The 23,113-nt window shown below is 66.3% G+C and carries 18 protein-coding genes and 1 tRNA gene; 6 read left to right on the plus strand and 13 right to left on the minus strand.

The genetic code is table 11. The features are described from left to right. Positions 1 to 105 precede the first annotated feature (105 nt). The 8 genes from QN357_RS00485 to QN357_RS00520 all read right to left on the minus strand — a co-directional run bounded on the left by QN357_RS00485 (position 106) and on the right by QN357_RS00520 (position 8,535). Positions 106 to 1,863: an HNH endonuclease signature motif containing protein gene (locus QN357_RS00485; protein WP_322135792.1), complete on the minus strand. Its 1,758-nt coding sequence runs from the start codon at positions 1,861 to 1,863 to the stop codon at positions 106 to 108. A 93-nt stretch (positions 1,864 to 1,956) separates the two neighbouring features. After that, positions 1,957 to 3,579, minus strand: a complete 1,623-nt coding sequence (locus tag QN357_RS00490) for a CDP-alcohol phosphatidyltransferase (RefSeq protein WP_322135793.1) — start codon at positions 3,577 to 3,579, stop codon at positions 1,957 to 1,959. Then, entirely contained in the window at positions 3,576 to 4,322 is a 747-nt protein-coding gene (locus QN357_RS00495) for a RibD family protein (protein WP_322135794.1), read from the minus strand. Before QN357_RS00495 ends, QN357_RS00490 begins: the two co-directional genes overlap by 4 nt. Further along, positions 4,319 to 5,308 carry a lysylphosphatidylglycerol synthase transmembrane domain-containing protein gene (locus QN357_RS00500; protein WP_322135795.1) on the minus strand — a complete coding sequence of 330 codons (990 nt, stop codon included), beginning with the start codon at positions 5,306 to 5,308 and terminating at the stop codon, positions 4,319 to 4,321. Before QN357_RS00500 ends, QN357_RS00495 begins: the two co-directional genes overlap by 4 nt. Next, entirely contained in the window at positions 5,305 to 6,126 is an 822-nt protein-coding gene (locus QN357_RS00505) for an SAM-dependent methyltransferase (RefSeq protein WP_134448712.1), read from the minus strand. Before QN357_RS00505 ends, QN357_RS00500 begins: the two co-directional genes overlap by 4 nt. Then, on the minus strand, positions 6,123 to 7,157 hold the full coding sequence (locus tag QN357_RS00510) for a glycosyltransferase family 4 protein (RefSeq protein ID WP_166791015.1): 1,035 nt from the start codon (positions 7,155 to 7,157) through the stop codon (positions 6,123 to 6,125). Before QN357_RS00510 ends, QN357_RS00505 begins: the two co-directional genes overlap by 4 nt. A 2-nt stretch (positions 7,158 to 7,159) precedes the next feature. Next, positions 7,160 to 7,558, minus strand: a complete 399-nt coding sequence (locus tag QN357_RS00515) for a 6-pyruvoyl trahydropterin synthase family protein (RefSeq protein ID WP_134448710.1) — start codon at positions 7,556 to 7,558, stop codon at positions 7,160 to 7,162. Beyond that, positions 7,555 to 8,535 (minus strand): dehydrogenase, encoded by a 981-nt coding sequence (locus QN357_RS00520; protein WP_322140818.1) that lies wholly within the window; start codon positions 8,533 to 8,535, stop codon positions 7,555 to 7,557. Before QN357_RS00520 ends, QN357_RS00515 begins: the two co-directional genes overlap by 4 nt. A gap of 75 nt (positions 8,536 to 8,610) precedes the next feature. Here QN357_RS00520 and QN357_RS00525 point away from each other — a divergent pair, with 75 nt between their 5' ends. Next, positions 8,611 to 9,333: a CDP-alcohol phosphatidyltransferase family protein gene (locus QN357_RS00525; protein WP_134448708.1), complete on the plus strand. Its 723-nt coding sequence runs from the start codon at positions 8,611 to 8,613 to the stop codon at positions 9,331 to 9,333. Positions 9,334 to 9,513: 180 nt separating this feature from the next. Beyond that, positions 9,514 to 10,734, plus strand: coding sequence for a DUF2235 domain-containing protein (locus tag QN357_RS00530; protein WP_322135797.1), 1,221 nt, complete (start codon positions 9,514 to 9,516; stop codon positions 10,732 to 10,734). Here the strand turns inward: QN357_RS00530 and QN357_RS00535 are convergent. The 4 genes from QN357_RS00535 to QN357_RS00550 all read right to left on the minus strand — a co-directional run bounded on the left by QN357_RS00535 (position 10,724) and on the right by QN357_RS00550 (position 15,833). Beyond that, a complete protein-coding gene (locus QN357_RS00535) occupies positions 10,724 to 12,010 on the minus strand; it encodes a hypothetical protein (RefSeq protein ID WP_323504280.1) in 1,287 nt (428 codons plus the stop codon). The genes QN357_RS00530 and QN357_RS00535 overlap by 11 nt on opposite strands. Beyond that, positions 12,003 to 14,069 carry a hypothetical protein gene (locus tag QN357_RS00540; RefSeq protein ID WP_323504281.1) on the minus strand — a complete coding sequence of 689 codons (2,067 nt, stop codon included), beginning with the start codon at positions 14,067 to 14,069 and terminating at the stop codon, positions 12,003 to 12,005. Before QN357_RS00540 ends, QN357_RS00535 begins: the two co-directional genes overlap by 8 nt. Before the next feature lie 125 nt (positions 14,070 to 14,194). Beyond that, positions 14,195 to 15,562 carry a glucose-6-phosphate dehydrogenase gene (locus tag QN357_RS00545; RefSeq protein ID WP_323504282.1) on the minus strand — a complete coding sequence of 456 codons (1,368 nt, stop codon included), beginning with the start codon at positions 15,560 to 15,562 and terminating at the stop codon, positions 14,195 to 14,197. Positions 15,563 to 15,747: 185 nt separating this feature from the next. Then, positions 15,748 to 15,833 (minus strand) — tRNA-Leu (locus tag QN357_RS00550). 38 nt (positions 15,834 to 15,871) lie between these two features. Between QN357_RS00550 and QN357_RS00555 the strand changes: the two genes are divergently transcribed. Further along, positions 15,872 to 16,477 carry an ANTAR domain-containing response regulator gene (locus QN357_RS00555; protein ID WP_134366651.1) on the plus strand — a complete coding sequence of 202 codons (606 nt, stop codon included), beginning with the start codon at positions 15,872 to 15,874 and terminating at the stop codon, positions 16,475 to 16,477. Positions 16,478 to 16,559: 82 nt separating this feature from the next. Here the strand turns inward: QN357_RS00555 and QN357_RS00560 are convergent, their stop codons facing one another. After that, positions 16,560 to 16,985: a hotdog fold thioesterase gene (locus tag QN357_RS00560; protein WP_134448704.1), complete on the minus strand. Its 426-nt coding sequence runs from the start codon at positions 16,983 to 16,985 to the stop codon at positions 16,560 to 16,562. Between the two features lie 53 nt (positions 16,986 to 17,038). Here QN357_RS00560 and polA point away from each other — a divergent pair, with 53 nt between their 5' ends. From polA to rpsA, 3 genes are all read left to right on the plus strand, one after another. Beyond that, positions 17,039 to 19,711: a DNA polymerase I gene (gene polA / locus QN357_RS00565; protein ID WP_134448703.1), complete on the plus strand. Its 2,673-nt coding sequence runs from the start codon at positions 17,039 to 17,041 to the stop codon at positions 19,709 to 19,711. Between the two features lie 53 nt (positions 19,712 to 19,764). Further along, positions 19,765 to 21,441: a DUF885 domain-containing protein gene (locus tag QN357_RS00570; RefSeq protein ID WP_322135802.1), complete on the plus strand. Its 1,677-nt coding sequence runs from the start codon at positions 19,765 to 19,767 to the stop codon at positions 21,439 to 21,441. A 169-nt stretch (positions 21,442 to 21,610) separates the two neighbouring features. Then, positions 21,611 to 23,068: a 30S ribosomal protein S1 gene (rpsA, locus tag QN357_RS00575; protein ID WP_134448701.1), complete on the plus strand. Its 1,458-nt coding sequence runs from the start codon at positions 21,611 to 21,613 to the stop codon at positions 23,066 to 23,068. Positions 23,069 to 23,113 lie beyond the last annotated feature (45 nt).

A 23,113-nucleotide genomic window follows, 5' to 3' on the forward strand; every position in this document is an offset into this window, starting at 1 on the left:
CCGGGTCCGAAACGTCCAGTTTCGAACACCATTAGTACGGAACAAGGAGACTCGGCGGTCGGTGCCGCTGCCGTCCCCGCTACACCGCCGATCTTCCTCGCCGACTCAGTCGTCGTCCCGGAGGATCGGGCTTTTGCTGGTAAGGACGATGGGTCTCTGTTCGGGGTCGAGTCCCGGGGGTGGTGTGAGCCAGTAGTGGCCGGTGTCGTCGCGTGTGATGCGCCAGTGTTCGTTGTGGAGTCTGAGGTGGTCGGCCCGGCAGAGCAGGATCCCGTCGGCGAGGTTGGTTGCGCCGGTGTCGTCTTTCCAGTGCTGGATGTGGTGGGTTTCGGTCCAGGAGGGTGGTCGGTCGCAGCCGGGCCACATGCAGCCGCCGTCGCGAAGGGCGAGGGCGTCGCGTTGGGCGGGGCTGAAGGTGCGTTGTTCGCGGCCGAGGTCGACGCCGCTGCCGTGGTCGTCGAAGGTGACGTCGAGGAGTCCGGTGTCGCACCGGTTCCGTTCTAGAGTCTCGGTGGAGACCGTAACCGCGGTTCCCTCGATCACGCCCGGCTGGAGCGCGGGTGCCTCGTCTCTGCGGCCTGCCTCGGCATCGGACGTGGGTCCGGTCACCGCGTCGGGAGTCGGCCAGCTCGGTTCAGTCCTGCCGGCTGCGGTCTCGATCGACGCGGTCCGGACCGGCGCGTTCCCGTGCGGTGCGACGCCGATGAGTGCGGTGCCGGTGGATGCGGTCCCCGTCGGTGTGGTGCTGGTCGGTGTGGTGCTCCTGGGGCGGATGGTGATCATGCGGACGGCGGGGCTTCGGCTTCCGGCGATGCGCTTGGGGTCGGCTTTGACGCCGAGTTTGGTCAGGGCCAGGAACGCGTCCGCGGTGAGCTGTTCGGTGGTGCACGGGTCGTCCTGCACGCGCTTCGCCCACGCGGCCTGCTCCTTGTCCACGAAGCGGACCCCGCCCCGGCGGGGGCTGGTGATGGCGTCGTAGGTACTCATCAGGTATTCGCCGTCTTCGGGTGCGAACAGGCCGACCATGCGCACCTGTCCCGTGTGGAGTCGCCAGAACCGTAGGGACCGGTCGTCGTAGGCGGCTTTCTCGCGGGCGGCGATGCCGGCTTCATCGAGCACGTCCCGTACCCTTCGGGCGCGCTTGAACAGCTGGTCAGCGTTCAGGGTTCGTGCTTCGGTGAGGAGCCGGGCCAGGGCGGTCGCGAGTTTCTCCGCGGTGATCGCCCGGTCCAGATCGCCCAGGCCCTTCCGGAGCGCGTCCGCCTTCTCGACACTGAGCCAGCCCTCGGCGAGGGCGCGGCCGATCGGGGCGTGCCACGGTGGTACCGCTGCCGACGGAACCGGCTGGTCGACCGGCGGCAGATCTGGAGCGGCCCCGTCGAGGGGCGGGGTGCCGTCGAGCAGCTTCTGGGCCTCGGCGGCGTCGCGGGCGGCCTTCTCAGCGGCGTCGATCTCGGCCACCAGCCGGCCCACCCCGAGGAGCTTGACCGCATCGCCCTTGCTCGACCCGGAGATCGACTGCAGCAGGTCCTCCGGGGAGCGGAACCCCTTCCGGGCCGCAAGACCCTTCCCGCCGAGGTCGGGCCGGGACCTGCGGGCCAGGGTCGCTGCGAACCATGCTGCCTGGGTGTCGAGGGCCCGCCGGGCTTTCGCGATCAGTGCGTGTCCCTCGAGCACCGCCTCGTCACTAAGCGTGTCGACGGCGGCGGACGAACCGCCCAACCCGGTGACGACATTTGCCATCGAGCGCAACCCGCCGAGCACTCCGCCGCCGAGCACTCCGCCGCCGAGCACCGGGTCGTCATGCTCCCGGTCGCCGTGCGGCTTTTCGGGTGAGGCGGGCGACTCCGGGAGGTTGGTCATGCCCCCACGTTACGACCGACCACCGACATTCTGTGAGCATGGCTCAGGTGTGTGGAAACTTACTCTGACCAGCACACTATTGAGGACAGGTCGTCACTCAAATGCCGCGAAAAACCGGTCACGGAACTCGTCCATCCGCCATTCGGGTGCCGCGCGATCCGGCAGCATTCCCGGTTGCCACTGCCAGGAAGCGATCCGACTCATGACCTCGGGATCCCGGGAGATGATGCTGATCGGCACGGTGTGGTTCGCGCCTTCGCCACTGACCACGGTCGCCGGTTGGTGGTCGCCGAGAACGACGAGGACGAGGTTCGGGTTGTCGTAGGTGGTGAGGAACGAGATGAGCGTGCTGAGCGAGTATTCAACGGATTGTCCGTAGAGCTGCTGTACCAGATGCGGGTTCTGCCACACCTCGCTCGGAGACAGTCCCTGGTCCGGCTGGGGGTCGTAGAGTGAGCCGTCCCCGACAGCGGTCCACGGCACCTCGTGGGGCAGGGGAGTCCACGGGGTGTGCGAGGACACCAGGTCGATCTCCGCCATCAGCGGACGGTGTGGTCCGGCCAGTTCGTGCTTCTGGAAGTATTCCCAGGTGTACTGGTCGGGTATCAGGGCATAGCTGAACGGAGGACCCTGATATCCGACGTTCTGGGAGGTGAGTTCTGTCCCGAAATGATAGAACGATCGGCCGATCGGCCACGACCCGGTGTCGGAGGGCACGTCACTGATGGTGTGCCAGCCCGCCCCGGCGAATGCCTTGCTGAGGGTGAGCCGGTTTCCGGCGGTCACCTGATCGTATTTCTGTTGTGAGTCGATCCAGAGCCCGGTTTGCAGGGTGGAGTGGGCGAGCCAGCTGATTCCGCCGAACGTCGGCGAGGTGAGAAAGGCGCTGCGTTCCTGGTAGCCCGTGGCCGCGAGCTCCGCGTTTCCCCTGCGCAGGACGTCGTCGACGCCGACGGAAAAGAACGTGTTCTGGACGGCGACCTGGCCATAGCTTTCGATGAACGCGACGACGACGTCCTTTCCCTTCAGCCCGGTGAGGAGAGAGGATGCCGGCAGTCGGGCGTATTCGTCGGTTGCGCTTGCGCGTGCGAATCTGGCCTGGTCGGCATCCGCGATCCTGACCTGCTCGGCTTTCACGACGACCGTGTGGATCGTGTCCGCAGCGGCGACGGATTCGCCGGGTACGACCTGGGCGCCGCTGAATCCGAGCGCGATCCAACTCGCTGCGATCACGAAGCCACCGATCGCTGCGGGGCGGCGGTGCCGACCCACTGCGTCCGTGATCCGAAGGAATGCACCAGCGAGAATGAGAGTGACAGCCGAAAACGATAGCGGCATCAGGATGAGCAGTGTGACCGATGCGACCGGGCCGGCAGAATCCCGGAGGACACCGTAGGCGTCCCGCACCTCCGGCCAGCCGGTCACCACGTTGAACGGCTGACCGACCGTGCTTCTGAACCCCCGATCGAGAGCCGCGAGAGCGATGGTTGCGACGAAGACCGTGGCGGCGAGGATCGAGACGGTCCGGCGCGGGAACGGACGCCGAAGTCCCGCCAGGATCAGGACGACGACGACCGATTCCAGGGGTACGCGCACCAGGGCCAGCAGCGACCCCGTGCTGATCCATCCAGGCGCGAGGACAGAGACGAATGCCAGGACGAGGGCGGCGGCCAAACCCACCCGTCGTCGAACCATCGGCGGACGGTTGGCGCTCACCGCATTCCCACCATGAGAGGCGCCGTGATCACAGCCGGGTGGGCTTCCGCGTCGTGCTCGGTGAACCGATCTGAGAGCGCGTAGCGCATCAGAACCATGTCACCGATCGGCCTGGCTTCTGCGAGGTGAGCCCGCCGGTCACTCGTCCAGGGAAACAGGGCGTCGCCGACGAAGCGGGCGCCCCCGGCTGAGCCGACAAAGAAGGGTGCCACGCATAGCTGGAGCTCGTCGACAAGATCGGCCGCCAGAAACTGCGTGTGGACTATCGCTCCTCCCTCGACCATGAGCGTGCCGATCCCACGCTGACCCAGGTCGGCGACGAGGTCGGCCATTCTCACTCCACCGTCCAGACCGACGACAACGGCGGCGGGTCCGAGTCGTCGCCGGAGGCCGCCGGCCAGCGGTGCGGGGCAGTACACGAGCCGTGTGGTGTCGCCGGATGTGAAGAATGCCGCGTTCGGATCGAGGTCGCCCGTTGCCGTCACCGTGACCTTCCACGGTGAGCGCGGCAGGCCGGCTGCCTCTCGACGGTTCTGGCAGGCAGCGCTCCTCACCAGCAATCGCGGGTTGTCGGCTCGCACGGTTCGTGCACCGACCAGGATTGCGTCGTTCCTTGCCCGCACGGCGTCAACACGATCGAGGTCGGCTGCATTCGACAGGGTGAGCCGCGGTGGACGCGCTGTGTCGAGATACCCGTCGAGGGAGATGGCGCAGCTCAGGGTGACGTATGGCGTGAGTGTCACGATGTCTCCTCTTGGTCGAGAGCGTGTGGAACGAGAATGGACTCCGGTCGGCGCAGACGAACGGCGACAGCGGCGGCGACGAGCGCGCCCGGCGTGATCGAGAGCATCGTGAGCACGCCGAACAGGGTGGATGCCGCCACCCCCGCCGGCGCGCCCGATCCCGCAACTGCGAATGCCCAGCCGGCGATGCCCTCGCGAGGTCCCCAGCCGCCGATGTTCAGCGGGATCGAGGCGCCGAGCAGGATGACGAGAGCGAGAGTGAGCATCCGCAGCCCCGGCATCCTCGCGCCAACGGCCGTAGTTGCGAGCGTGAGAGTGGCGACATGGCAGCCGACGACGATGACCGACGCGATCGCGACCTGCAGGGAGGTGCGCAGTGATCCGAGGCCGGCCCGGAGTTCGCGCGCCTCGCTGAGCAGCACCGCATGGGCGCGTGTGCTCAGCGCTATCGTCGCGGCAAGCCCGGCGACGACGACGCCGAATCCGATCCCGAGCGCCGGCAGCAGGTAGCCCTCGAACTCGGTTCCGAAGCACGCCAGCACTATCAGCGCCAGGCCGAGCTGCACGACCTGCCCCGACAGGCGCTCGACCGCGACAGCGCGCGCGGCGGGCCTGACGCTTGTGCCGCGCGGGCCGCTGTCGACTGCCCGGCGGATGTCCCCGACGATTCCGCCCGGAAGGATCGTGTTCAAGAACTGGGACTGGTAGTACATTCCGACGGCGGTCGACAAGCGGAGCGGAACTCCCAGGCGGGTCGCGATGAGCTGCCACCGCCACGAGGCAGCCACCGTTGCAACGGCCGAAAGAAGCAGCGCCGCGCCGATCGTCGGTCCGTCCAGGCTGACGATGCCCTGCAGGAACGGGCCCGTGCCCACCTGCCCGATGACGCTGATGAGGACCCCGGCGCCGAGGACCGGACGGATGGCACGGCGGAATCCCGCCGACCGCAAGACCTGGCGAATCAGGGCTCGGCTGCGGTGGGTCATCCGCGCGGCCAGGCCAGCAGGTCGACGTGGCGGATGCGCGCTGCCAGCTCCCCGCATCGGATCTGGGACATCCGAAGTCGCCGGAAGCGCGCGGCCTCAGCGCCCAGCCGGGGATCCTGCTCGACGGCGGCGTCCACCCATCCGCAGAACCAGTCGAGGAGCAGGCGGTGCCTGCTGTGGTCGAGCAGCCATTCCGTGGCGGTCTGGCGCACCTCCCAGCCGGCCTGTGTGAACAGTCCGCGCGCAATCGGCGCGCCATACGGACCGAGCTGCCTGCGATTGTCTGCCAGTCGAAGTTGATGTGCGTTGAAGGCTTCCTCGAATGCCGCGTCGAGGTGGTCCCGTGGGCTCAGGCGAACCCGGCCTGTCACGCTGAGGGTGAGAAGAGCGGGGCAGCTGGCGTCAACGCAGGCGTCCACGATGGTGTGGGTCTCGTGGGAGGTCAGCACATCGAGCAGGGCGGATGCCGTCACGAGGGACGCACCCTCAAGGTCGGATGCCCGCAGGTCGGCGAGGTTCCCCGGTCGGGCGAGAACGGAAATCGCTGCCGAGTTCCCGTCCCGCGGACGCATCCTGCCGATGGCCGATTCGATCAGGTCCGGATTCCAGTCGTGCAGGATCCAGGTCTGCGGACCGGGGAGGAGGGGAGCGAGCCAGCGCATCATCGAACCGGTCCCGCTGCCGAGATCGTGAACGATCACCGGTCCATCCGGGATTTTGGCGGCGGCGGTGAGCGCAAGATCGCGTGAGCGCGCAGCTGCGTCCTCCGGTTCACGCAGCGCCAGCCAGTCCGGACTGACCAGGGGAATGCCGGTCATGGGGAAACCGCCGTTTCACGGAATGCCACCTCGATGAGCGTTGACGCAATGGCGGCTACCGTCGCACTCCACGGCCTGGCCCGTCTGCTGGCCGCCACGGCGGCTGCCTTGAGCTGCGACCGCTGTGCCGGACTGGCTAACCAGTGGCGCAGCGCGACCTCGAGCGCCCGCGGATCCTCCGGCGCGACGAGGATCCCCGCCGACTCGTTCGAGAGCGCTTCCGGAATGCCACCGATACGGGAGGCCAGGACGGGGATGCCGCGGGCCTGGGCCTCTGCGACGACCATTCCGAAGCTCTCGTACCGGGATGGCACGACGACAAGGTCGGTCCTGGCGTATGCGCTGTCCAACCGTGTTCCGACCAGCGCACCCCTGAACGGTGCCCTGGCGGTGAGGCGTGCCCGGTGACGGGCGCGCGTCAGCTCGTCGACAAAACCTGGTGCACCGTCGAGTGATCCGACGAAGGTGCACGTCCAGCCGTCAACGTCGGTGAGGTGCGCCAAGGCGCCGATCAGCAGGTCCTGGCCCTTGTGCGGGGCAACCACGCCAATGCAGAGCAGCCGGTCGCCTGCTGGTGAAGCGTTCGTCGTGGCGGCGGGATCCGTTCCCGGGTAAGCGACGATGACGTCGTGGGCCGCGTGGGAGTGACGCGTGATGATCTCAGACCGGGTCCATCCGCTCGTGGCGATGATGCGTTTCGCAGCCCGGAATGCGTCTCGTTCACGGCTGTCGGCCGTGACCATGTGCGCGAGGACGATCAACCGGAGCCGGGTGGCCTGGAGGCCCAATGCCACCGATTCGCGTGCGGCGATCAGGCCGTCGACCAGGGCGAGGGCACCGTCCGGCAGCCTCGACAGGGTCAGGCCCGTGAGCATGCCGTCATCCGGCGGGATCGGAACCATGTGCACCTCCCAGCCGCTGCGTCGGAGCCCGTCGCGAACGTGCTGGTCGTAGACGTTGCCACCGCTGACCCTGGCGGGGTCGTCGATCGCTGCGGGCACGAAGAAGGAGACCCGACGTTCGGCGGACATGCTCATGCCGTCCTCGTGTAGCTTGCCCACGCGATGTGTGACTCATGAAGCGTGACCGTGATGGAGTCCAGCTGCTGAACGGGGCCGAGTGACCCTGCCTTCACCCCTTCGGCCAGCAGATCGGCGATCGCTGTGCAGAGCACTTCGGTGGTTGTGTTCCGGCCCCGGAACCGCGGGTCTTCGTCGAGGTTGCGATACGTGAGCGCCCCCGTGATCTCCGCGAGCGCGCTCGCCAGTCTGCCGATGTCCACGACCACACCGTTGGCGTCGAGGCCGCCCGACGCGACGGTCGCGTCGACGATGAATGTGGCTCCGTGGAGTCGCTGGGCAGCACCGAAGGCGTCGCCCGTGAGACTGTGGGCGATCATCAGATGATCGCGGACCGTGACCGTGTACGTCATTTTGGTTCTCCCCACGTGATGGTGTGACACAGGACTTCCGGAGCCCCCCTGGCGAGGCTCGCCATCACCTCGGGAAGGTCGCGCCACGAGGATTCACCGGTCAGCACGGCGTCGAAGGCCGGGTCGTGCAGGAGCCGCATGGCCAGCTCCAGGCGTTCACGCCTCGACCGGTTACCCCGGCGACTCGCCGCCACCGCTCCGACCTGGCTCGACCGGATCGTCAATCGTCGCGAGTGGAAATCGGCGCCCAGCATGAGCGTGACCGGGCGATCGCCGTACCAGCTCGCCTCGAGGACCTCACCGTCGGTGACCACTGTTTCGAGGGCGAGCTGCAACCCGGCGGCCGAACCGCTCGTGTTGATTACGATGTCCCGGTCACCCGGCGGCCGCGCGACGTCGGCGAAACCAACGCCCAGTCGATCCGCAACCACCTGGCGCGCCGGGTTGACGTCGATCAGAGTGACCTCGACCCCGGGGATGCCGCGGAGCAGTCGTGCGACACAACACCCGATCATGCCGGCGCCGATGACGGACACCCGGTCGCCGATAAGTGGACGAGCATCCCAGAGCACATTGATAGCTGTTTCGACCGCGCCCGTGAGCACGGCGCGACGTGCCGGTATCCCGGCGGGAACCGGCACGACCGCATCGGCGGGGACGACGAACGCTGACTGGTGGGGGAACAGCGTGAACACGATCCGGCCCTCGAGGGATTCGGGTCCCTGGTCTACGACGCCGACATTCAGATAACCGTATTTGACCGGGCCCGGAAGCTCACCGTCCTGGTGGGGGGCACGCATCCGGTCGAACTCGCTCTGCGGGACGTGTCCGCTGAAGACCGAAATCTCCGTGCCTCGGCTGACCCCGGTGTAGAGGGTCCTTACGAGCACCTCTCCATCGCCGGGTTTCGGCACGGTTTCCCGGCGGAGCACCCCGACGTGGGGCGACTCCACCCAGAATGCGGATGACTCGACCACAGTCCCTCCCGTTCGTGAACGATTTATGCCGGAGTGCCGTCTTAACAGATGAGTTAACAAAGAAACGAGACAGGGATGCGCAGAGTTCAATTCGCGCCGATTTCCTCAGCAATCGCGGGGACGGCAGCCGCGACGGTCCTCGGCCTTGCCGCTGGGTCCTGGGACCGGTCGTGGGCGCCCGCTGTCGGCTGGCTGGTGGCCCTCAGCTACCTGGTCGTGTCGAATGCCCTGCTCGTGCGCGGGCTACGGAGCAGAAACTCGACACGATTTGGACCAGCAAACCGTGTCACGGCCGTGCGGTCGACGCTCGTCGGGATGATCAGCGGGATCGTCGTTGCATCGTTCGTCGCGCCGGTTCCCACCACCCTGATGATGGCCCTCGTCGTGCCTGCCCTCGTCCTGGACGCCGTCGACGGCTGGGTCGCGCGGCACACGAACTCCACGAGCGAGCTGGGCGCGCGGTTCGACATGGAAGTCGATGCGTTCCTGTTGCTCGTGCTGAGCGTTTATGTGTCGAAGAACCTGGGGACCTGGGTCCTCGCGATCGGCACCATGCGGTACCTCTTCGTCATCGCCGGGTGGATCTTTCCCTGGCTCCGCCGGCAGCTGCCATCCCGGTATTGGCGGAAGGTCGTCACGGCCGTGCAGGGCATCGCCCTGGCGACGGCCGCGACACGGCTTCTCCCCGGTCTTGATGCCCTGCTCGTCGCGCTGGCGCTCGTCCTGCTCCTCGAATCCTTTGGCCGCGACGTGCTCTGGCTCGCTGCACGACGGTCAGAGCCGGTCAGGTTCCGTTGATCCCGATCAGGAATGGCGAGCGGCGGAGGCGAACATTCACACGGAGGGGAATGCCGGGCACTTCGAAGCACGGTCCCGCTGCACCCATCCCGCGTGATCGCTCTGGTAACTGCGCTCAAACCACGGCTATCTTGTTACCCGTCCGGTTGATACCGCTACGCGAGCCAGGGGAGGAACTTCATGGCTAGGAATCTGGTCATCTGTCTTGATGGCACGGGCGCCCAGCCGCGAGCACGGGGTGACTCGAACGTCATCAAGGTGTTCGGGATGCTCGACCTCACCGACCCGACGAAACAGATCGCCTACTACGACCCGGGGGTGGGCACATTCTCGTCGTCGGCCTCGTGGGGTCCGCTCGCGCGTTGGCTCTCGCGCGTCGGCGGGCTTGCGTTCGGCAATGGGCTTCGCCAGAACCTGGGCGAGGCATACACATGGTTGATGCGGGAGTGGAATCCGGGTGACCGCATCTTCGTGTTCGGATTCAGCCGCGGCGCATACACCGCCCGCGCTCTATCAGGCATGCTGCGCACGATCGGCCTTCTTCATGCCGGCTCGGAGAACCTCGTGCCCTATGCAGTTTCCGAGTTCACCAAGCGCAGCAAGGATGACCGTCCCCAGGGACAGGACGGCGTCACCACCCCGAGCGGGAAGACCCCCACCAGCGCCGCACCTCGCACCCCGCAGACTGTCGCGTCGAGGGCATTCTGGGCAGGAATCGACGAGTTCTCCGAGAACTTCGCCCGCAAAGTCAACGGGCGGAGTACCGTGCGCGTCGCGTACCTCGGCGCATTCGACACGGTGAAGGCGGCTGGATTCCTCAAATGGGATATCAAATGGCCCTATACGCGCAAGCTGGACAATGATGTGCGCGTGCGTCATGCCGTGTCGATCGATGAGAAGCGCCGACCCTTCCGCGAATACCTCGTCACGCCGTCCCCTCAGTCCCAGCTTGAGGAGGTCTGGTTCGCGGGTGTGCACACGGATGTCGGGGGCACTTTCGAGGACGACCCGCGCCTCTCGAACGTCACCCTCAAGTGGATCGTCGAGGGCGCCCTTGAGGAGGGAATGCTCGTTGAACCTGGTCCGTACGCGAAAGCGTGCACCGTCACTGAGCTGAGCGCCGACGGAACCGTGCACGCGAATAGCTGGATGTGGAAGATCTTTATCGACCGAACACGCCCGATCCCGGCGAACGCGTTCATCCACTCCAGCGTCAGGCCCCGTATGGAGGCCCCGGGCCTCTATGAAACGCGGATCCCATCGGGCGTGCAGTGGGCTGACCCGAATTGGATCGACCTCGCGCCCGTCCCGGTCCGAGCCGCCAATCCGATCGAGTCCGCTCCGGCGCCTACGGAGCATCCCGCGCCAGTGGCCGTAGCGACCCGACCTACTACACCGTGAAGGTCACCTGACTCCACAGCAGTCCCGGGTCCACCACTACAGCCGGTGGCGCGGCGACTGGCGCATCCGCTCGAACCACATGCGTGTTGAGTTGAGCCAGGGCCGTGAGAAGTTCTGCCTTGGGAATGGTGTTCTCCCACTGTTTGACCAGTCCCCAGGGCAGCATCGCATAGGCCCCCTGCCCGAGCACGGACTCAACGAACGGCTTCGGAGTCGCGTTGTGCGATCCATGGTGCCCGATCTTGTAGAACGCGACACTGCTGACCAGAGCCTTCGACACGGGGTCGTCGAGCACGTGCTCCCAGGCGCCTTCCTGCGAGTCGCCCACGAACAGCAACCGCGTCCCGGACACGTCGAGCACGAAGTACACGCTCGTGTTGTTGACGGAGCGTTCGAGAACGGCCGCTGCGTCGAGCAGCGCGTCGTCGTCGGTGCCGAGCTGGGTCAGGCGCAGGGAGGCGCGCGCGTCCCTCAGCTCCGAAGGGATCGACTGGACGTCCTCGTCCGCCACTACATAGATCGGATCGAAGATGGTCGGTGTTTCGTCGTCGTCGTCGGGGTGCTGGTCGGGATCGAGTTGCAGCCACTGTGCTGACACCGGCGGGTCCATCAACGCGAGCTGCTTCGGATCGCGCGACGGGCCGAGCAGGTGGATGCTCACCCCCTCGATGGGCACGGCGATCACGTTCTTCGCGGGGTCCCGGCTGGGAACGAACATGACCGGCGGCGTGTTCTTGAACTGGGTGCCGTTGCGGCTGAGCAGCCGGTCGGTTGCTTTCGCGTTGCCCATCGAGTTGGCTGCCAGGGCGCTGGCCAATGCTAGCGGAGCCGGCAGATCCCCTGAGTTCGTCTGGGCCTTCGCCTCGATGAAACCGTGGATCTGGGTCGCTGTGGACACGAGTGAATTGCGCAGCGCCTGGGCAGCCGGATCGCTCGTGTCCTCCACGAACGGGACCAGCACCTGGCCGACATCGACGCTGGTCCACTCGTCGACCGCGAAGCCGCTGATGTGGTCCTGGTGGTGGTGGGTGGCGACGACAACGTCGAGGTGCGGGGGAGAGCCGGCAGCGGCAACCGCTGTGAGGTCCGCGATGACCGTGTGGACCACATCGGAAATGTCCCGGGTGACACCGTTGATCGTCGCGCGGCCCTGACTGTGCACACCGCAATCGACGAGCATCCGCCACACCTGTAGACCTCGTGTGATCGTGACCAGGAAGCAGTCACCAAAGCCAACGTTGTACATCCGCACGGCAACGGTCGTCTGGTCAGGCATGGGGCACGACTTTCGGCATCGGGACCTCCTCTGCGGCGTGGAGAGACGCGAACGTCATGCGAAGCAGCGAGGGCTGGTCGGTCCAGGCCGCGAGCGCATCCGCCGACGTCACGTGGTCGCTCCACGTCTGCAGCGCTTTCGCCCGCTTCGCACCGATCGCAGCACTCGATTCCGCGAACGCTCGCACCGCGTCCGGTTTCCCGGTGAATGTCTCCGGCTTCGTCAACGCATCGGGGTTCGACAAGGGAAGTGGCTTGGCCACCACGTGCACGACTTGCCCGTCGACGCGGGCGATGACCGTCGTTCCCGCTCGGATCGCCATGCGTTTACCCGCGGGCAGGGACTGGTCTTCGAGCTCCTGATGGCGTTGCGCGAACTGCGCCACCACGATCGGCCGGGGCTGCAGGTCGGATGCTTGCACGAACACCGCGTGCACGCCCACCAATTCCAGAGGGAGGTCCGGATCCAGGCCGAGTTCGTACGCGTGATACCTGCCCCACTCGATGAGCGCCACGACCGTCGCGGAATTCGCTGTCGTCGCCGACGCCGGTTTCAGGGCTCCCGACTGTGCCGCCGGAACCGCCGGAACCGCCGGAACCGCCGGAACCGCGGGTCGCGCACGAGTGGATACCCGTGGCCGTGCATCCGACTTGTCCGGCCCCTCGATCTCCGGGTCCGCGTCCGCTCCGGTGATGGTCGTCGACGCCTCGCCGCCCAAGTCGAGGTTCTGCGTCGCCTCCAGGATGAGGGGCGCCAAGTCGACACTGTGTGCCCCGCGGGTCAGGCTGAGTGCCGGATCCGCCGGCCCCGGCCAGGTCAATGCTTCTTCTGTCAGCGAGGACACCGACGGCGGATAAATCCCGCGCCGCCGCAGAGCTTCCACGAGGTTCGTCCTCAAACGCATCGCATCATCCGGGTAGAGCGCCCGGTCGGCCGTCACGATACCGCGGACCACGTCCCCGAACGTCACGTCGACCACCGGCAGGTATTGGAAAGCCCGCACGACCATCCCGAGGATACGGTCTGCGTTCCGGATCGCCTCGACCGTCACCCGTTTCACCAGGTCGGTTGGCAAGGCCCCTGGTGGGAGGACTCCGGTTCCGCCGGTTGCCAGCCGGCGCAGATCGTTGATCTGTTTCAAATAGGTGTCGAGGTAGGCGTCGAAGACCGCCGCCACGAAGCACGCCCCCCGCGCGTGCGGCTCGGTCGCCGCCAGGAACGCGTCCGGCGTGCGCGGCGACCCGATGGCCGACCGCAGCGCCGCACCGCGGCCTGTCGACTCCCCGAATTCGAGCGCCAGGTCGAGCAATGCCGACCCTTCCCGAAGGTCTGTGCTCGAGTTGGCCACCGCCTCAGCCACCACGTCCGGGAAGAGAAAGTGGTGAAACAGCGCCACCAGGTCGGCGAATGCCTCGTGCCACGCGAACACATCCGGATTCGATGCCTCCGAGAAGTACTTGCGGATGCGATGGACGATCGCATGCGTCACTTCGTGCGCCACAACATCGACGCTCAAGCACGTGAACATCACCTGGCCGGGCAGATTCGATCCCGGATCGCGTTCGTCGGCCTTGTAGTAGCCGAAGAGCACCGCACGCCGCGTTGGATCAAAGAACGCATTGCGGCCTTCAAACGCGTGCGGCACGATCCGCAACTCCCGCCCGCCCCGCCAGCGGAAACGCTGCCCACCGAAACGTTCGAACCGTTCGATCACGCTCATCGCGACGGCGTAGACAACCTGCTGGTGGGTGCGCGGATCGCTTTCGGACGGACGAAGCCCGCCCTGGGCCAGGATCGCCGGATCATTCAGATCGACCGGCCGATACCAGACATCGCGAGCCGCGTCGTAGTCGACGACCTGCACCAGCCGGCCCGATGGTCCCGGCTCCAAATCGCGCTCGAACGGAACATCGACCGTCAAAAATCGGCCGCTCAGTCGAGTTGACATCGGATCGAACGCGTAGACCGGCAACGGCCGCCGAGCGGGCAGCCGCACCGGCGGATCGTTACGCGGTCCCAGGCGCGCTGGCAGCTGGTCTCCTGGTGTGGCGACCCCCATCGGTGCCTTCTTCCTCCGCGACAATGTCAAACGGTGAGTGTTCGCGCTCGAGGTGTTGGCTCGATCATCCCCCGTGCGGTTCGGATTGGGAACCCCGGACGAGGCCGACCACGGGAGGAGTTCTTCTAGCGCCAGGTGGTTGGCCCCGCGGAGCCGGCTCGATAGTTGTCGAGAGGTACGGAGCTTTTGCGCCAGGCGGAGAGGATCGGAGTGACAATGCGCCAGCACTCTTCCACCGCGTCTGCACGCACCGAAAGGGTGGGGTCGTCGGAGAGGATTCCGTGCAGTACTTCGCCGTACGGGCCTAGTTCTCCCTGGGCGAATTGCACCTGAAGATTGACCCGGTCGAGAGCGAAAGGATCATCTTCGCCGTTGATGTTGAGGTCGAGATCGATACTGTCCGGGGTGAGCGAGATAGTGAGCCGCGCGGGACCGGGGTTGCCGGTGAAGCCGTAGGGCCGGTGCGGTACGTCCTTGAAAGTTACGACGATCTGTTGGCGGCGGTCGGCCATGGCTTTTCCCGACCGAAGTCGGAATGGAACGCCGGCCCAACGCCAGTTCTCGATCCCGACGGTCACTTCCGCGAGTGTTTCGGTGTCGAGTTCGGGAGTCACGCCGGTCTCTTTCACGTAAGCGGGAAGTCTTCGCCCGTCAATTGTGCCGGCGGTGTATCGGGCACGGCGGCTGCTGGCTACCGGGTCGCCCTTCCACGCGCGGGTGGCGCGGAGTACCTGGGCCATTGATCCGCGCAGATCGTCGGCGTCCAGACTCGACGGGGGCTCCATCGCAGTGAGCGCCATCACGAGAAGCAGGTGGCTCTGGATCATGTCAACGAGGGCGCCCGCCTTGTCGTAATACCCGGCGCGACCCTCGAGGCCAAGGGTCTCGTCGAAGACGATATCCACTCGCTCGATGTGCTCTGCGCTCCAGACCTGCTCGAACAAGCGGTTGGTGAAACGGAGGCCGAGCAGGTTGAGCACCGTGGACTTTCCCAGAAAGTGGTCCACCGGGTGGATGTGGTTCTCTGGCAGAAGCCTCACGAGCTGCCTATTGAGCGCCTGGGCGCTGCGCAAGTCGGTGCCGAACGGTTTCTCCATCCCGAGAACGGTGTTCTTAGGCAGCCTGACCTTCCCCAGTGCAGCGATCGAGAGAATCGTCACGTTCGGCGGCAGAGCGAAGTAGAGCGCCGGTGTGCCCGTTGCGGCAGCAAGCACGCGAGCGAGGTCAGCTGGTTTCGTCACGTCGGCCTGGAGGTATATCGAGTTGTTCGCCACCCTGGCAGACCGGGCGCTCTCGGATCCCCCTGCGGCGAAGGACTCGACGACACGGGAACGCCACTGCGCACTCGTCATGGGATCGGATCCCACACCGATCAGGCGAAGATCGTAGCCCCGGGAGCTACTGAGCAACTGGCCCAGGCCCGGAAGAAGCAACCTCCTTGAGAGATCCCCGCCCGCTCCGAATATGACGAGAGTTCCGATGCGGTCAGCCATGCGCACACGATACCTCGGCAAGACTGGCGAAACGGGACTAGTCGCCATCTGGCTGATGCAGAAGACCTCTTGGACGACGACGACCTGGACGCCGTCGCAGACCGCCTCGATCACACAATCGGAGCTTCACGTGTGGGCCACCGGCGCCTGATTCGCCCGAGTTCCGCATCATGACTGACCTGTGTTGGTACCGGTGGTGGGACTCGAACCCACACGTCCTCTCGAACAAAGCATTTTGAGTGCTCCGCGTCTGCCATTCCGCCACACCGGCTCACAACACCTGGTTCAGAATACCGTAGGCTTTGACCCGTGACCGACCAAGATTCAACCCCAGTACCTCCTCGCCGTGTTGTCGTGGCCGAGGATGAGTCCCTCATTCGTCTCGACATCGTCGAAATCCTTCGTGACGCCGGATTCGAGGTCGTCGGCGAGGCCGGCGACGGCGAAACCGCTGTGGCCCTGGCGACCGAGCTGCGACCCGACCTGGTGATCATGGACGTCAAGATGCCGCACCTCGACGGCATCTCGGCCGCGGAGCGGATCACCAAGGCGCACATCGCCCCGGTTGTGCTCCTCACCGCGTTCAGCCAGAAGGAACTGGTCGAGCGGGCGACGGAAGCCGGCGCACTCGCATACGTCGTCAAGCCGTTCACCCCGAACGACCTGCTGCCCGCGATCGAGATCGCGTTGTCCCGTTACAGCCAGATCATCACCCTCGAAGCCGAGGTCGCCGACCTCGTCGAGCGCTTCGAGACCCGCAAGCTCGTCGACCGGGCCAAGGGCCTGCTCAACGAGAAGATGGGCCTCACCGAACCGGAGTCGTTCCGCTGGATCCAGAAGGCGTCGATGGACCGCCGCCTCACCATGCACGATGTCGCCCAGGCGATCATCGAGCAGCTCTCCGCAAAGAAGTAGCACCACTGCACACACGAAAGGCGGGTCCGGTCAATGGCGACCGGGCCCGCCTTTGTCGTGTGTGCACGGCGGGCGTGACAGATCAGGCGATGCCGGGGCGGTCAGTGATCAGGTTCGTGATCCGGATCGTCGAGCAGCGCCTGCCTTGATCGTCGTCGATCTCGATCGAGTGGGTCGTCAGGGTGCGCCCGAGGTGGATCGGCGTGCAGACGCCGGTGACCCAGCCGCTCGTCGCCGAGCGGGTGTGCGTCGCGTTGATCTCGATGCCGACGGCGAGCTTGCCCGGTCCCGCGTGCAGGTTCGCGGACATCGATCCGAGGCTCTCGCCGAGCACCACGAAGGCGCCCCCGTGCAGGAGCATGGCCGGCTGGGTATTGCCGAACACCGGCATCCGTGCCACCGCCCGCTCGAGGCTGAACTCGAGGAATTCGATGCCCATCTTGTCGGCGAGGGCCCCGCCGCCGCGCTGCTGCACCCAGCTGAGGGCGTCTTCGGTCTTCTGGGTCATGGTCACCTTGGATAGGGCCCTGCGCCGTCGGACGACGCTTGTAGGCTGTCTGTGTGTCGGATTCCGAAAAGCCTACCCTGATGATCATCGACGGCCATTCACTGGCCTACCGGGCGTTCCATGCGCTCCCGGTCGACAGTTTCCAGACCCGGGACGGCCAGCACACCAACGGCATTCACGGGTTCATCTCGATGCTGCTGAGCCTGCTGCGCACCGAGAACCCCTCGCACATCGCCGTCGCTTTCGATATCTCGCGCGCCTCTTTCCGCACCCGCGAATACCCCGAATACAAGGGAACCCGGGCGAGTACCCCTCCGGAATTCAAAGGTCAGGTGCCGCTCCTGCAGGAGGCCCTCGCGGCCATGAACATCACGACCATCACGAAGGAAGACTTCGAGGCGGACGACATCCTCGCGACCCTGTCCGTCCGCGGAACCGCGGAGGGGTACCACGTCTTCGTCGTCTCCGGCGACCGGGATTCGATCCAGCTCGTCAACGACAACGTGACCCTGCTCTACCCGGCGAGCCAGGGCGTCTCGGCGCTCACCCGGTACGACCCGGCACGTGTGCGCGAGAAGTACGGCATCGATCCGGCCCAGTATCCCGATGTCGCGGCCCTCGTCGGCGAGACGAGCGACAACCTGATCGGCATCAGCAAGGTCGGCGAGAAGACCGCCGTCAAGTGGCTCGGCCTCTACGGCAGCCTTGCCGGCATCCTCGAACACGCGGACGAGATCAAGGGTGTCGTCGGAAACAACCTGCGCGAGCAGAAGGAGAACGCGATCCGCAATCGCCGCCTCAACCGGCTCGTGACCGACCTCGACCTCCCCGTCGAACTGCCAGACCTCGTCCGCGCCCCGATCAACGAAGCCGCCGTGCGCGAGGTCTTCGGTCGCCTCGAGTTCAAGAACCTGCTCGAACGCGTGATCAAGCTCGAGGGCGGCGCGGACGAGTCTGGCGCGACCGTCGTGCCGGTCGAGCGTGACGATGCGCCCTCCGCGCCGGTCGCCAAGGACCTTCTCGACGAGGAGCTGGATGCCTGGCTCACCCGGGTCGTAGCGGCCAACCCGGGCGGACTCGGCCTCCAGGTCGAGGTGCAGGACGGCAAGGCGATCGGTTTCGGTGTGTCCGGGCTCGAGGAGTCCGTGAACCTTCCGTGGCAGCCGGGACGCACGGACTACCTGCCCTTCGAGGACTGGCTCGCGAGCGACGCGCCCAAGATCATGCACGACGCCAAGCACCAGCTCAAGGCCCTGCGCCGCAGTGGCCTCGGCTTCGGTGGGCTCGTCACCGACACCCTCGTAGCTGCCTGGCTGCTGCGCCCGGGCGGGCCGGACAAGACCCTCGCCGACCTCGTCACCCGCTACCTCGACGAGACGCTCCCTGTCGCAGACCCCAACCAGCTGGTGCCGGACGAGTCGGAGTCTGGCGGCGTGCCCACCGAGGCCTGGTACGCCTACCGGCTCTCGGCCGCGCTCGGGGCCTTGCTCGATCCGGGTTCCCAGTCTGTGCTCACCGACATCGAAATGCCGACCCTGCTGACCCTCGTCGACATGGAACTCACCGGCGTCGCCGTGTCACACGAGGAGCTGTCCGTCCTGTCGGCCCAGCTCGGCGAGCGGGCGGCGGAGTACGCGGCGGGCGCGTTCGCCGAGATCGGCCGCGAGGTCAACCTCGGCTCGCCCAAGCAACTCCAGGAGGTCCTGTTCGAGCAACTGGGCATGCCGAAGACCCGCGCGAACAAGACCGGATACACGACGGATGCCGGCGCCCTCGCCGATCTCCAGGCGAGCAACCCGCATCCCTTCCTCGGTCTCCTCCTGCAGCACAGGGACGCGACCAAGCTCCGCCAGATCGTCGAGACCCTTGACAAGGCGATCGACGCGACCGGGCGCATCCACACCAATTACGTGCAGATCGGCACTGCCACAGGCCGGATCTCCTCGGCCGATCCGAACCTTCAGAACATCCCCGTGCGCACAGAGGAAGGCCGGCGGATCCGGGCAGCCTTCCACTCCGGCCCGGACGCCGAGTGCCTGCTGACGGCCGACTACTCCCAGATCGAGATGCGCATCATGGCGCACCTCTCCGAAGACGCCGGGCTGATCGAGGCCTTCAACGCCGGAGAAGACCTGCACCGCTTCGTCGGCGCATCCGTCTTCGGGGTCACGCCGGAGGAGGTCACGAACGAGATGCGCAGCAAGGTCAAGGCCATGTCCTACGGACTCGCGTACGGGCTGAGTGCCTTCGGCCTCTCCAAGCAGCTCCGGATCGACCAGAAGGAAGCACGCCAGCTCATCACGGACTACTTCGCCCGGTTCGGCGCCGTGCGCGACTACCTGCGGCACGTCGTCGAACAGGCCAAGGTCGACGGGTACACGGCGACGATCTTCGGGCGCCGCCGCCCGTTCCCCGAACTGCACAGTTCCAACCGCGTGCTCAGGGAGAACGCGGAGCGGGCTGCGCTCAACGCCCCGATCCAGGGCTCGGCCGCCGACATCATGAAGATCGCAATGAACAACATCGCGGAGGACATGCTCGAGGAAGGCCTCGAGTCCCGGATGATGCTCCAGGTGCACGACGAATTGATCTTCGAGGTCGCGCCCGGCGAGTGGGACGCTCTCCGCACCGTCGTCACGCACCGGATGGAGACCGCCGCTGCGCTGCTCGTGCCCCTGGACGTGCAGGTCGGCAGGGGTGCGAACTGGGACGCCGCGGCGCACTGAGGTCCCGGCTCGCTCCCTGTGTCGCTGCCGGTACGGTGATCTAGGCTCGGTCCATGAGCCAAGACACCGTGCGTACGCCCACAGCGATTGATGCGATCGCGGAAGACTGGGTCGACACCCTCGTCGACCTCGATCCCACGATCGGCACCTACATCGGCCGCAGCGTGGGCGCCGACCGGTATGGCGACTACTCCCCGGCGGGCCTGGAACGGCATCGCCTCGCGTCTCTCGCAACGATCAGGCGCCTCGATGCCGCTGTCGTCGTCGACGCGGTCGACGAGGTCACCCGCACGGATCTGCGCAGCGAACTCGCCCTCAGCGTCGAGAGCGCCGATGCGGGCCTGCCGCTTCGGGACCTGAACAATCTCGCCTCGCCCGCGCAGGACATCCGCGCGGCCTTCGACCTGATGCCGACGGAAACCGTCGAGGACTGGCGCACCATCTCCACGCGGCTCGGCGCCGTGCCCGAGGCCGTCGCGGGTTACATCGAGACCCTGCGCCTCGGCATCCGCGAAGGCATCATGCCCGCGAAGCGCCAGGTGCGCGAGGTCGCAGTTCAGGCACGCCGGCACGCGGCGAAGACGGGCTTCTTCGCCACGCTCGCCGCGGAGGCGAGTCCCGTGACGGGCAGCCTGCCCGCGAGTCTCGCGACCGACCTCGGGTCCGGCGCCCGCGCCGCCGCCGCCGCATACTCCGCGCTGGCCGCATTCCTCGGCGACGAGCTCGAACGGTCCGCGCCAGAGGCGGATGCGGTCGGCCGGGAGATCTATGCGCTCCAGTCCCGCCGGTTCCTCGGGGCCGCTGTCGATCTCGACGAAACCTACGAGTGGGGGATCGAGGAACTCGCCAGGATGGTCGCGGAGCAGGAGGGCATCGCCAGGCAGATTCTCCCGGGAGCGAGCGTGCAGGAGGCCATCGCCCACCTCGACGCCGACCAGAGCCGCACCCTGCACGGCACGGCGGCCTTGCAACGCTGGATGCAGGAGACGAGCGACCGCGCCGTCGCCGAACTGTCGGTGAGTCACTTCGACATCCCCCAGGAGATCCGCGCGCTCGAGTGCCTGATCGCCCCGACGCAGGACGGCGGCGTGTACTACACCGGGCCGAGCGACGACTTCTCCAGGCCGGGCCGGATGTGGTGGTCGGTTCCGGCAGGCGTCACCGAGTTCTCCACCTGGCGCGAACTGTCGACCGTCTATCACGAGGGTGTTCCTGGCCACCACCTGCAGATCGGACAGGCGGTGCATAACCGCGGCATCCTGAACACCTGGCGTCGCCAGCTCGCGGGCACGTCAGGGCACGCAGAGGGCTGGGCGCTCTACGCCGAACGCCTGATGAGCGAGCTCGGCTACCTCGACGACCCGGCCGACCGTCTCGGCATGCTCGACGGCCAGCGGATGCGCGCCGCCCGCGTCGTGATCGACATCGGCGTGCACCTCGGCAAGACCCTGCCGGATGGAAGCGGCGTCTGGACGGCCGAGCACGCCTTCGACTTCTTCCGCCGCAATGCCAACGTCGACGAGAGCACGGTGCAGTTCGAAGTCAACCGGTACCTCGGCTGGCCGGGACAGGCGCCCTCGTACAAGATCGGCCAGCGCATCTGGGAGGAACTCCGCGACGCCAGCACGGCCAGGGAGGGTGCGGCGTTCTCGATCAAGGACTTCCACAGGCGAGCCCTCGACCTCGGCGGCGTCGGCCTCGACACCCTCCGCGCGGCGCTGCTGTCCTGACGTCTCTCCGCGTACACGACGTGACAAGCGGATGTTGCCGGTGGCCCCTGCAAACAGCTAAGCTTGACTGTCACGTTTGTGACGAACTATCCGCTGCCATGCGCGGAGTCCACAATCCCCACCCGTTCGCGTATGGCCCGACTTATGTCCATCCTGGAGCAACTACTACATGACAATCGCAACGACCGATAGGGCACCTAAGCAGGTCGCCATCAACGACATTGGATCTGCTGAAGACTTTCTTGCCGCGGTCGAAAAGACTCTGAAATTCTTCAACGACGGAGACCTCATCGAGGGCACCGTTGTGAAGATCGACCGCGACGAGGTCCTCCTCGACGTGGGTTACAAGACCGAGGGCGTCATTCCCTCCCGCGAACTTTCCATCAAGCACGACGTTGACCCTTCCGAGGTTGTCAAGGTCGGCGACCTGGTCGAGGCCCTTGTTCTCCAGAAGGAAGACAAAGAAGGCCGCCTCATCCTCTCGAAGAAGCGCGCCCAGTACGAACGTGCGTGGGGCGACGTCGAGAAGATCAAGGAATCCGATGGCGTTGTCACCGGTTCGGTCATCGAGGTCGTCAAGGGCGGGCTCATCGTCGACATCGGCCTCCGTGGCTTCCTGCCGGCCTCGCTCATCGAGCTTCGCCGCGTTCGCGACCTGACCCCGTACCTGGGCCAGGAGATCGAAGCGAAGATCCTCGAGCTCGACAAGAACCGCAACAACGTTGTGCTGTCCCGTCGTGCCCTGCTCGAGCAGACGCAGTCCGAGAGCCGCACCACGTTCCTCAACAACCTCCAGAAGGGACAGGTCCGCAAGGGCGTCGTCTCCTCGATCGTCAACTTCGGTGCGTTCGTCGACCTCGGTGGCGTTGACGGCCTGGTTCACGTCTCCGAACTCAGCTGGAAGCACATCGAGCACGCCAGCGAGGTCGTCGAGGTTGGCCAGGAAGTCACCGTCGAGATCCTCGAGGTCGACCTCGAGCGCGAGCGCGTGTCGCTGTCGCTCAAGGCCACCCAGGAAGACCCGTGGCAGGTCTTCGCCCGCACCCACGCCATCGGCCAGGTTGCACCGGGCAAGGTCACCAAGCTCGTCCCCTTCGGCGCGTTCGTTCGCGTTGCAGAGGGCATCGAGGGCCTGGTCCACATCAGCGAACTCTCCGGCAAGCACGTCGAGCTCGCCGAGCAGGTCGTTTCGGTCGGCGACGAGGTCTTCGTCAAGGTCATCGACATCGACCTCGAGCGTCGCCGCATCTCGCTGAGCCTCAAGCAGGCCAACGAGGGTGTCGACCCCGAGGGCACCGAGTTCGACCCGGCGCTCTACGGAATGCTCACCGAGTACGACGACCAGGGCAACTACAAGTACCCCGAGGGCTTCGACCCGGAGACCAACGAGTGGCGCGAAGGCTTCGAAAACCAGCGCGAGAAGTGGGAGCAGGACTACGCTGCAGCCCAGGCTCGCTGGGAAGCCCACAAGAAGCAGGTCGCGTCCGCGAACGACGAGATCATCGCCGTCGGCGACGTTCCCTCCGCAGCTGGCAACTCGTTCTCGAGCGAGACGGCCGGAGCCGGAACGCTTGCTGACGACGAGGCACTCGCCGCACTGCGCGAGAAGCTCAGCAGCAACAACTAGCACGCAGCTCCACCGCAACACCAGAACCGGCCGGACCCTTCGGGG

It is taken from the genome of Cryobacterium sp. RTC2.1 (assembly GCF_035018685.1).
Classification (GTDB): domain Bacteria; phylum Actinomycetota; class Actinomycetes; order Actinomycetales; family Microbacteriaceae; genus Cryobacterium; species Cryobacterium glucosi.

Excerpts from the sequence above, each read along its gene's own strand:
- QN357_RS00485 (WP_322135792.1), bottom strand. The coding sequence starts at position 1,863 with ATGACCAACCTCCCGGAGTCGCCCGCCTCACCCGAAAAGCCGCACGGC.
- QN357_RS00500 (WP_322135795.1), bottom strand. The coding sequence starts at position 5,308 with ATGACCCACCGCAGCCGAGCCCTGATTCGCCAGGTCTTGCGGTCGGCG.
- QN357_RS00505 (WP_134448712.1), bottom strand. The coding sequence starts at position 6,126 with ATGACCGGCATTCCCCTGGTCAGTCCGGACTGGCTGGCGCTGCGTGAA.
- QN357_RS00510 (WP_166791015.1), bottom strand. The coding sequence starts at position 7,157 with ATGTCCGCCGAACGTCGGGTCTCCTTCTTCGTGCCCGCAGCGATCGAC.
- QN357_RS00515 (WP_134448710.1), bottom strand. The coding sequence starts at position 7,558 with ATGACGTACACGGTCACGGTCCGCGATCATCTGATGATCGCCCACAGT.
- QN357_RS00525 (WP_134448708.1), top strand. The coding sequence starts at position 8,611 with ATGCGCAGAGTTCAATTCGCGCCGATTTCCTCAGCAATCGCGGGGACG.
- QN357_RS00530 (WP_322135797.1), top strand. The coding sequence starts at position 9,514 with ATGGCTAGGAATCTGGTCATCTGTCTTGATGGCACGGGCGCCCAGCCG.
- QN357_RS00535 (WP_323504280.1), bottom strand. The coding sequence starts at position 12,010 with ATGCCTGACCAGACGACCGTTGCCGTGCGGATGTACAACGTTGGCTTT.
- QN357_RS00540 (WP_323504281.1), bottom strand. The coding sequence starts at position 14,069 with ATGGGGGTCGCCACACCAGGAGACCAGCTGCCAGCGCGCCTGGGACCG.
- QN357_RS00545 (WP_323504282.1), bottom strand. The coding sequence starts at position 15,562 with ATGGCTGACCGCATCGGAACTCTCGTCATATTCGGAGCGGGCGGGGAT.
- QN357_RS00560 (WP_134448704.1), bottom strand. The coding sequence starts at position 16,985 with ATGACCCAGAAGACCGAAGACGCCCTCAGCTGGGTGCAGCAGCGCGGC.
- QN357_RS00570 (WP_322135802.1), top strand. The coding sequence starts at position 19,765 with ATGAGCCAAGACACCGTGCGTACGCCCACAGCGATTGATGCGATCGCG.
- rpsA (WP_134448701.1), top strand. The coding sequence starts at position 21,611 with ATGACAATCGCAACGACCGATAGGGCACCTAAGCAGGTCGCCATCAAC.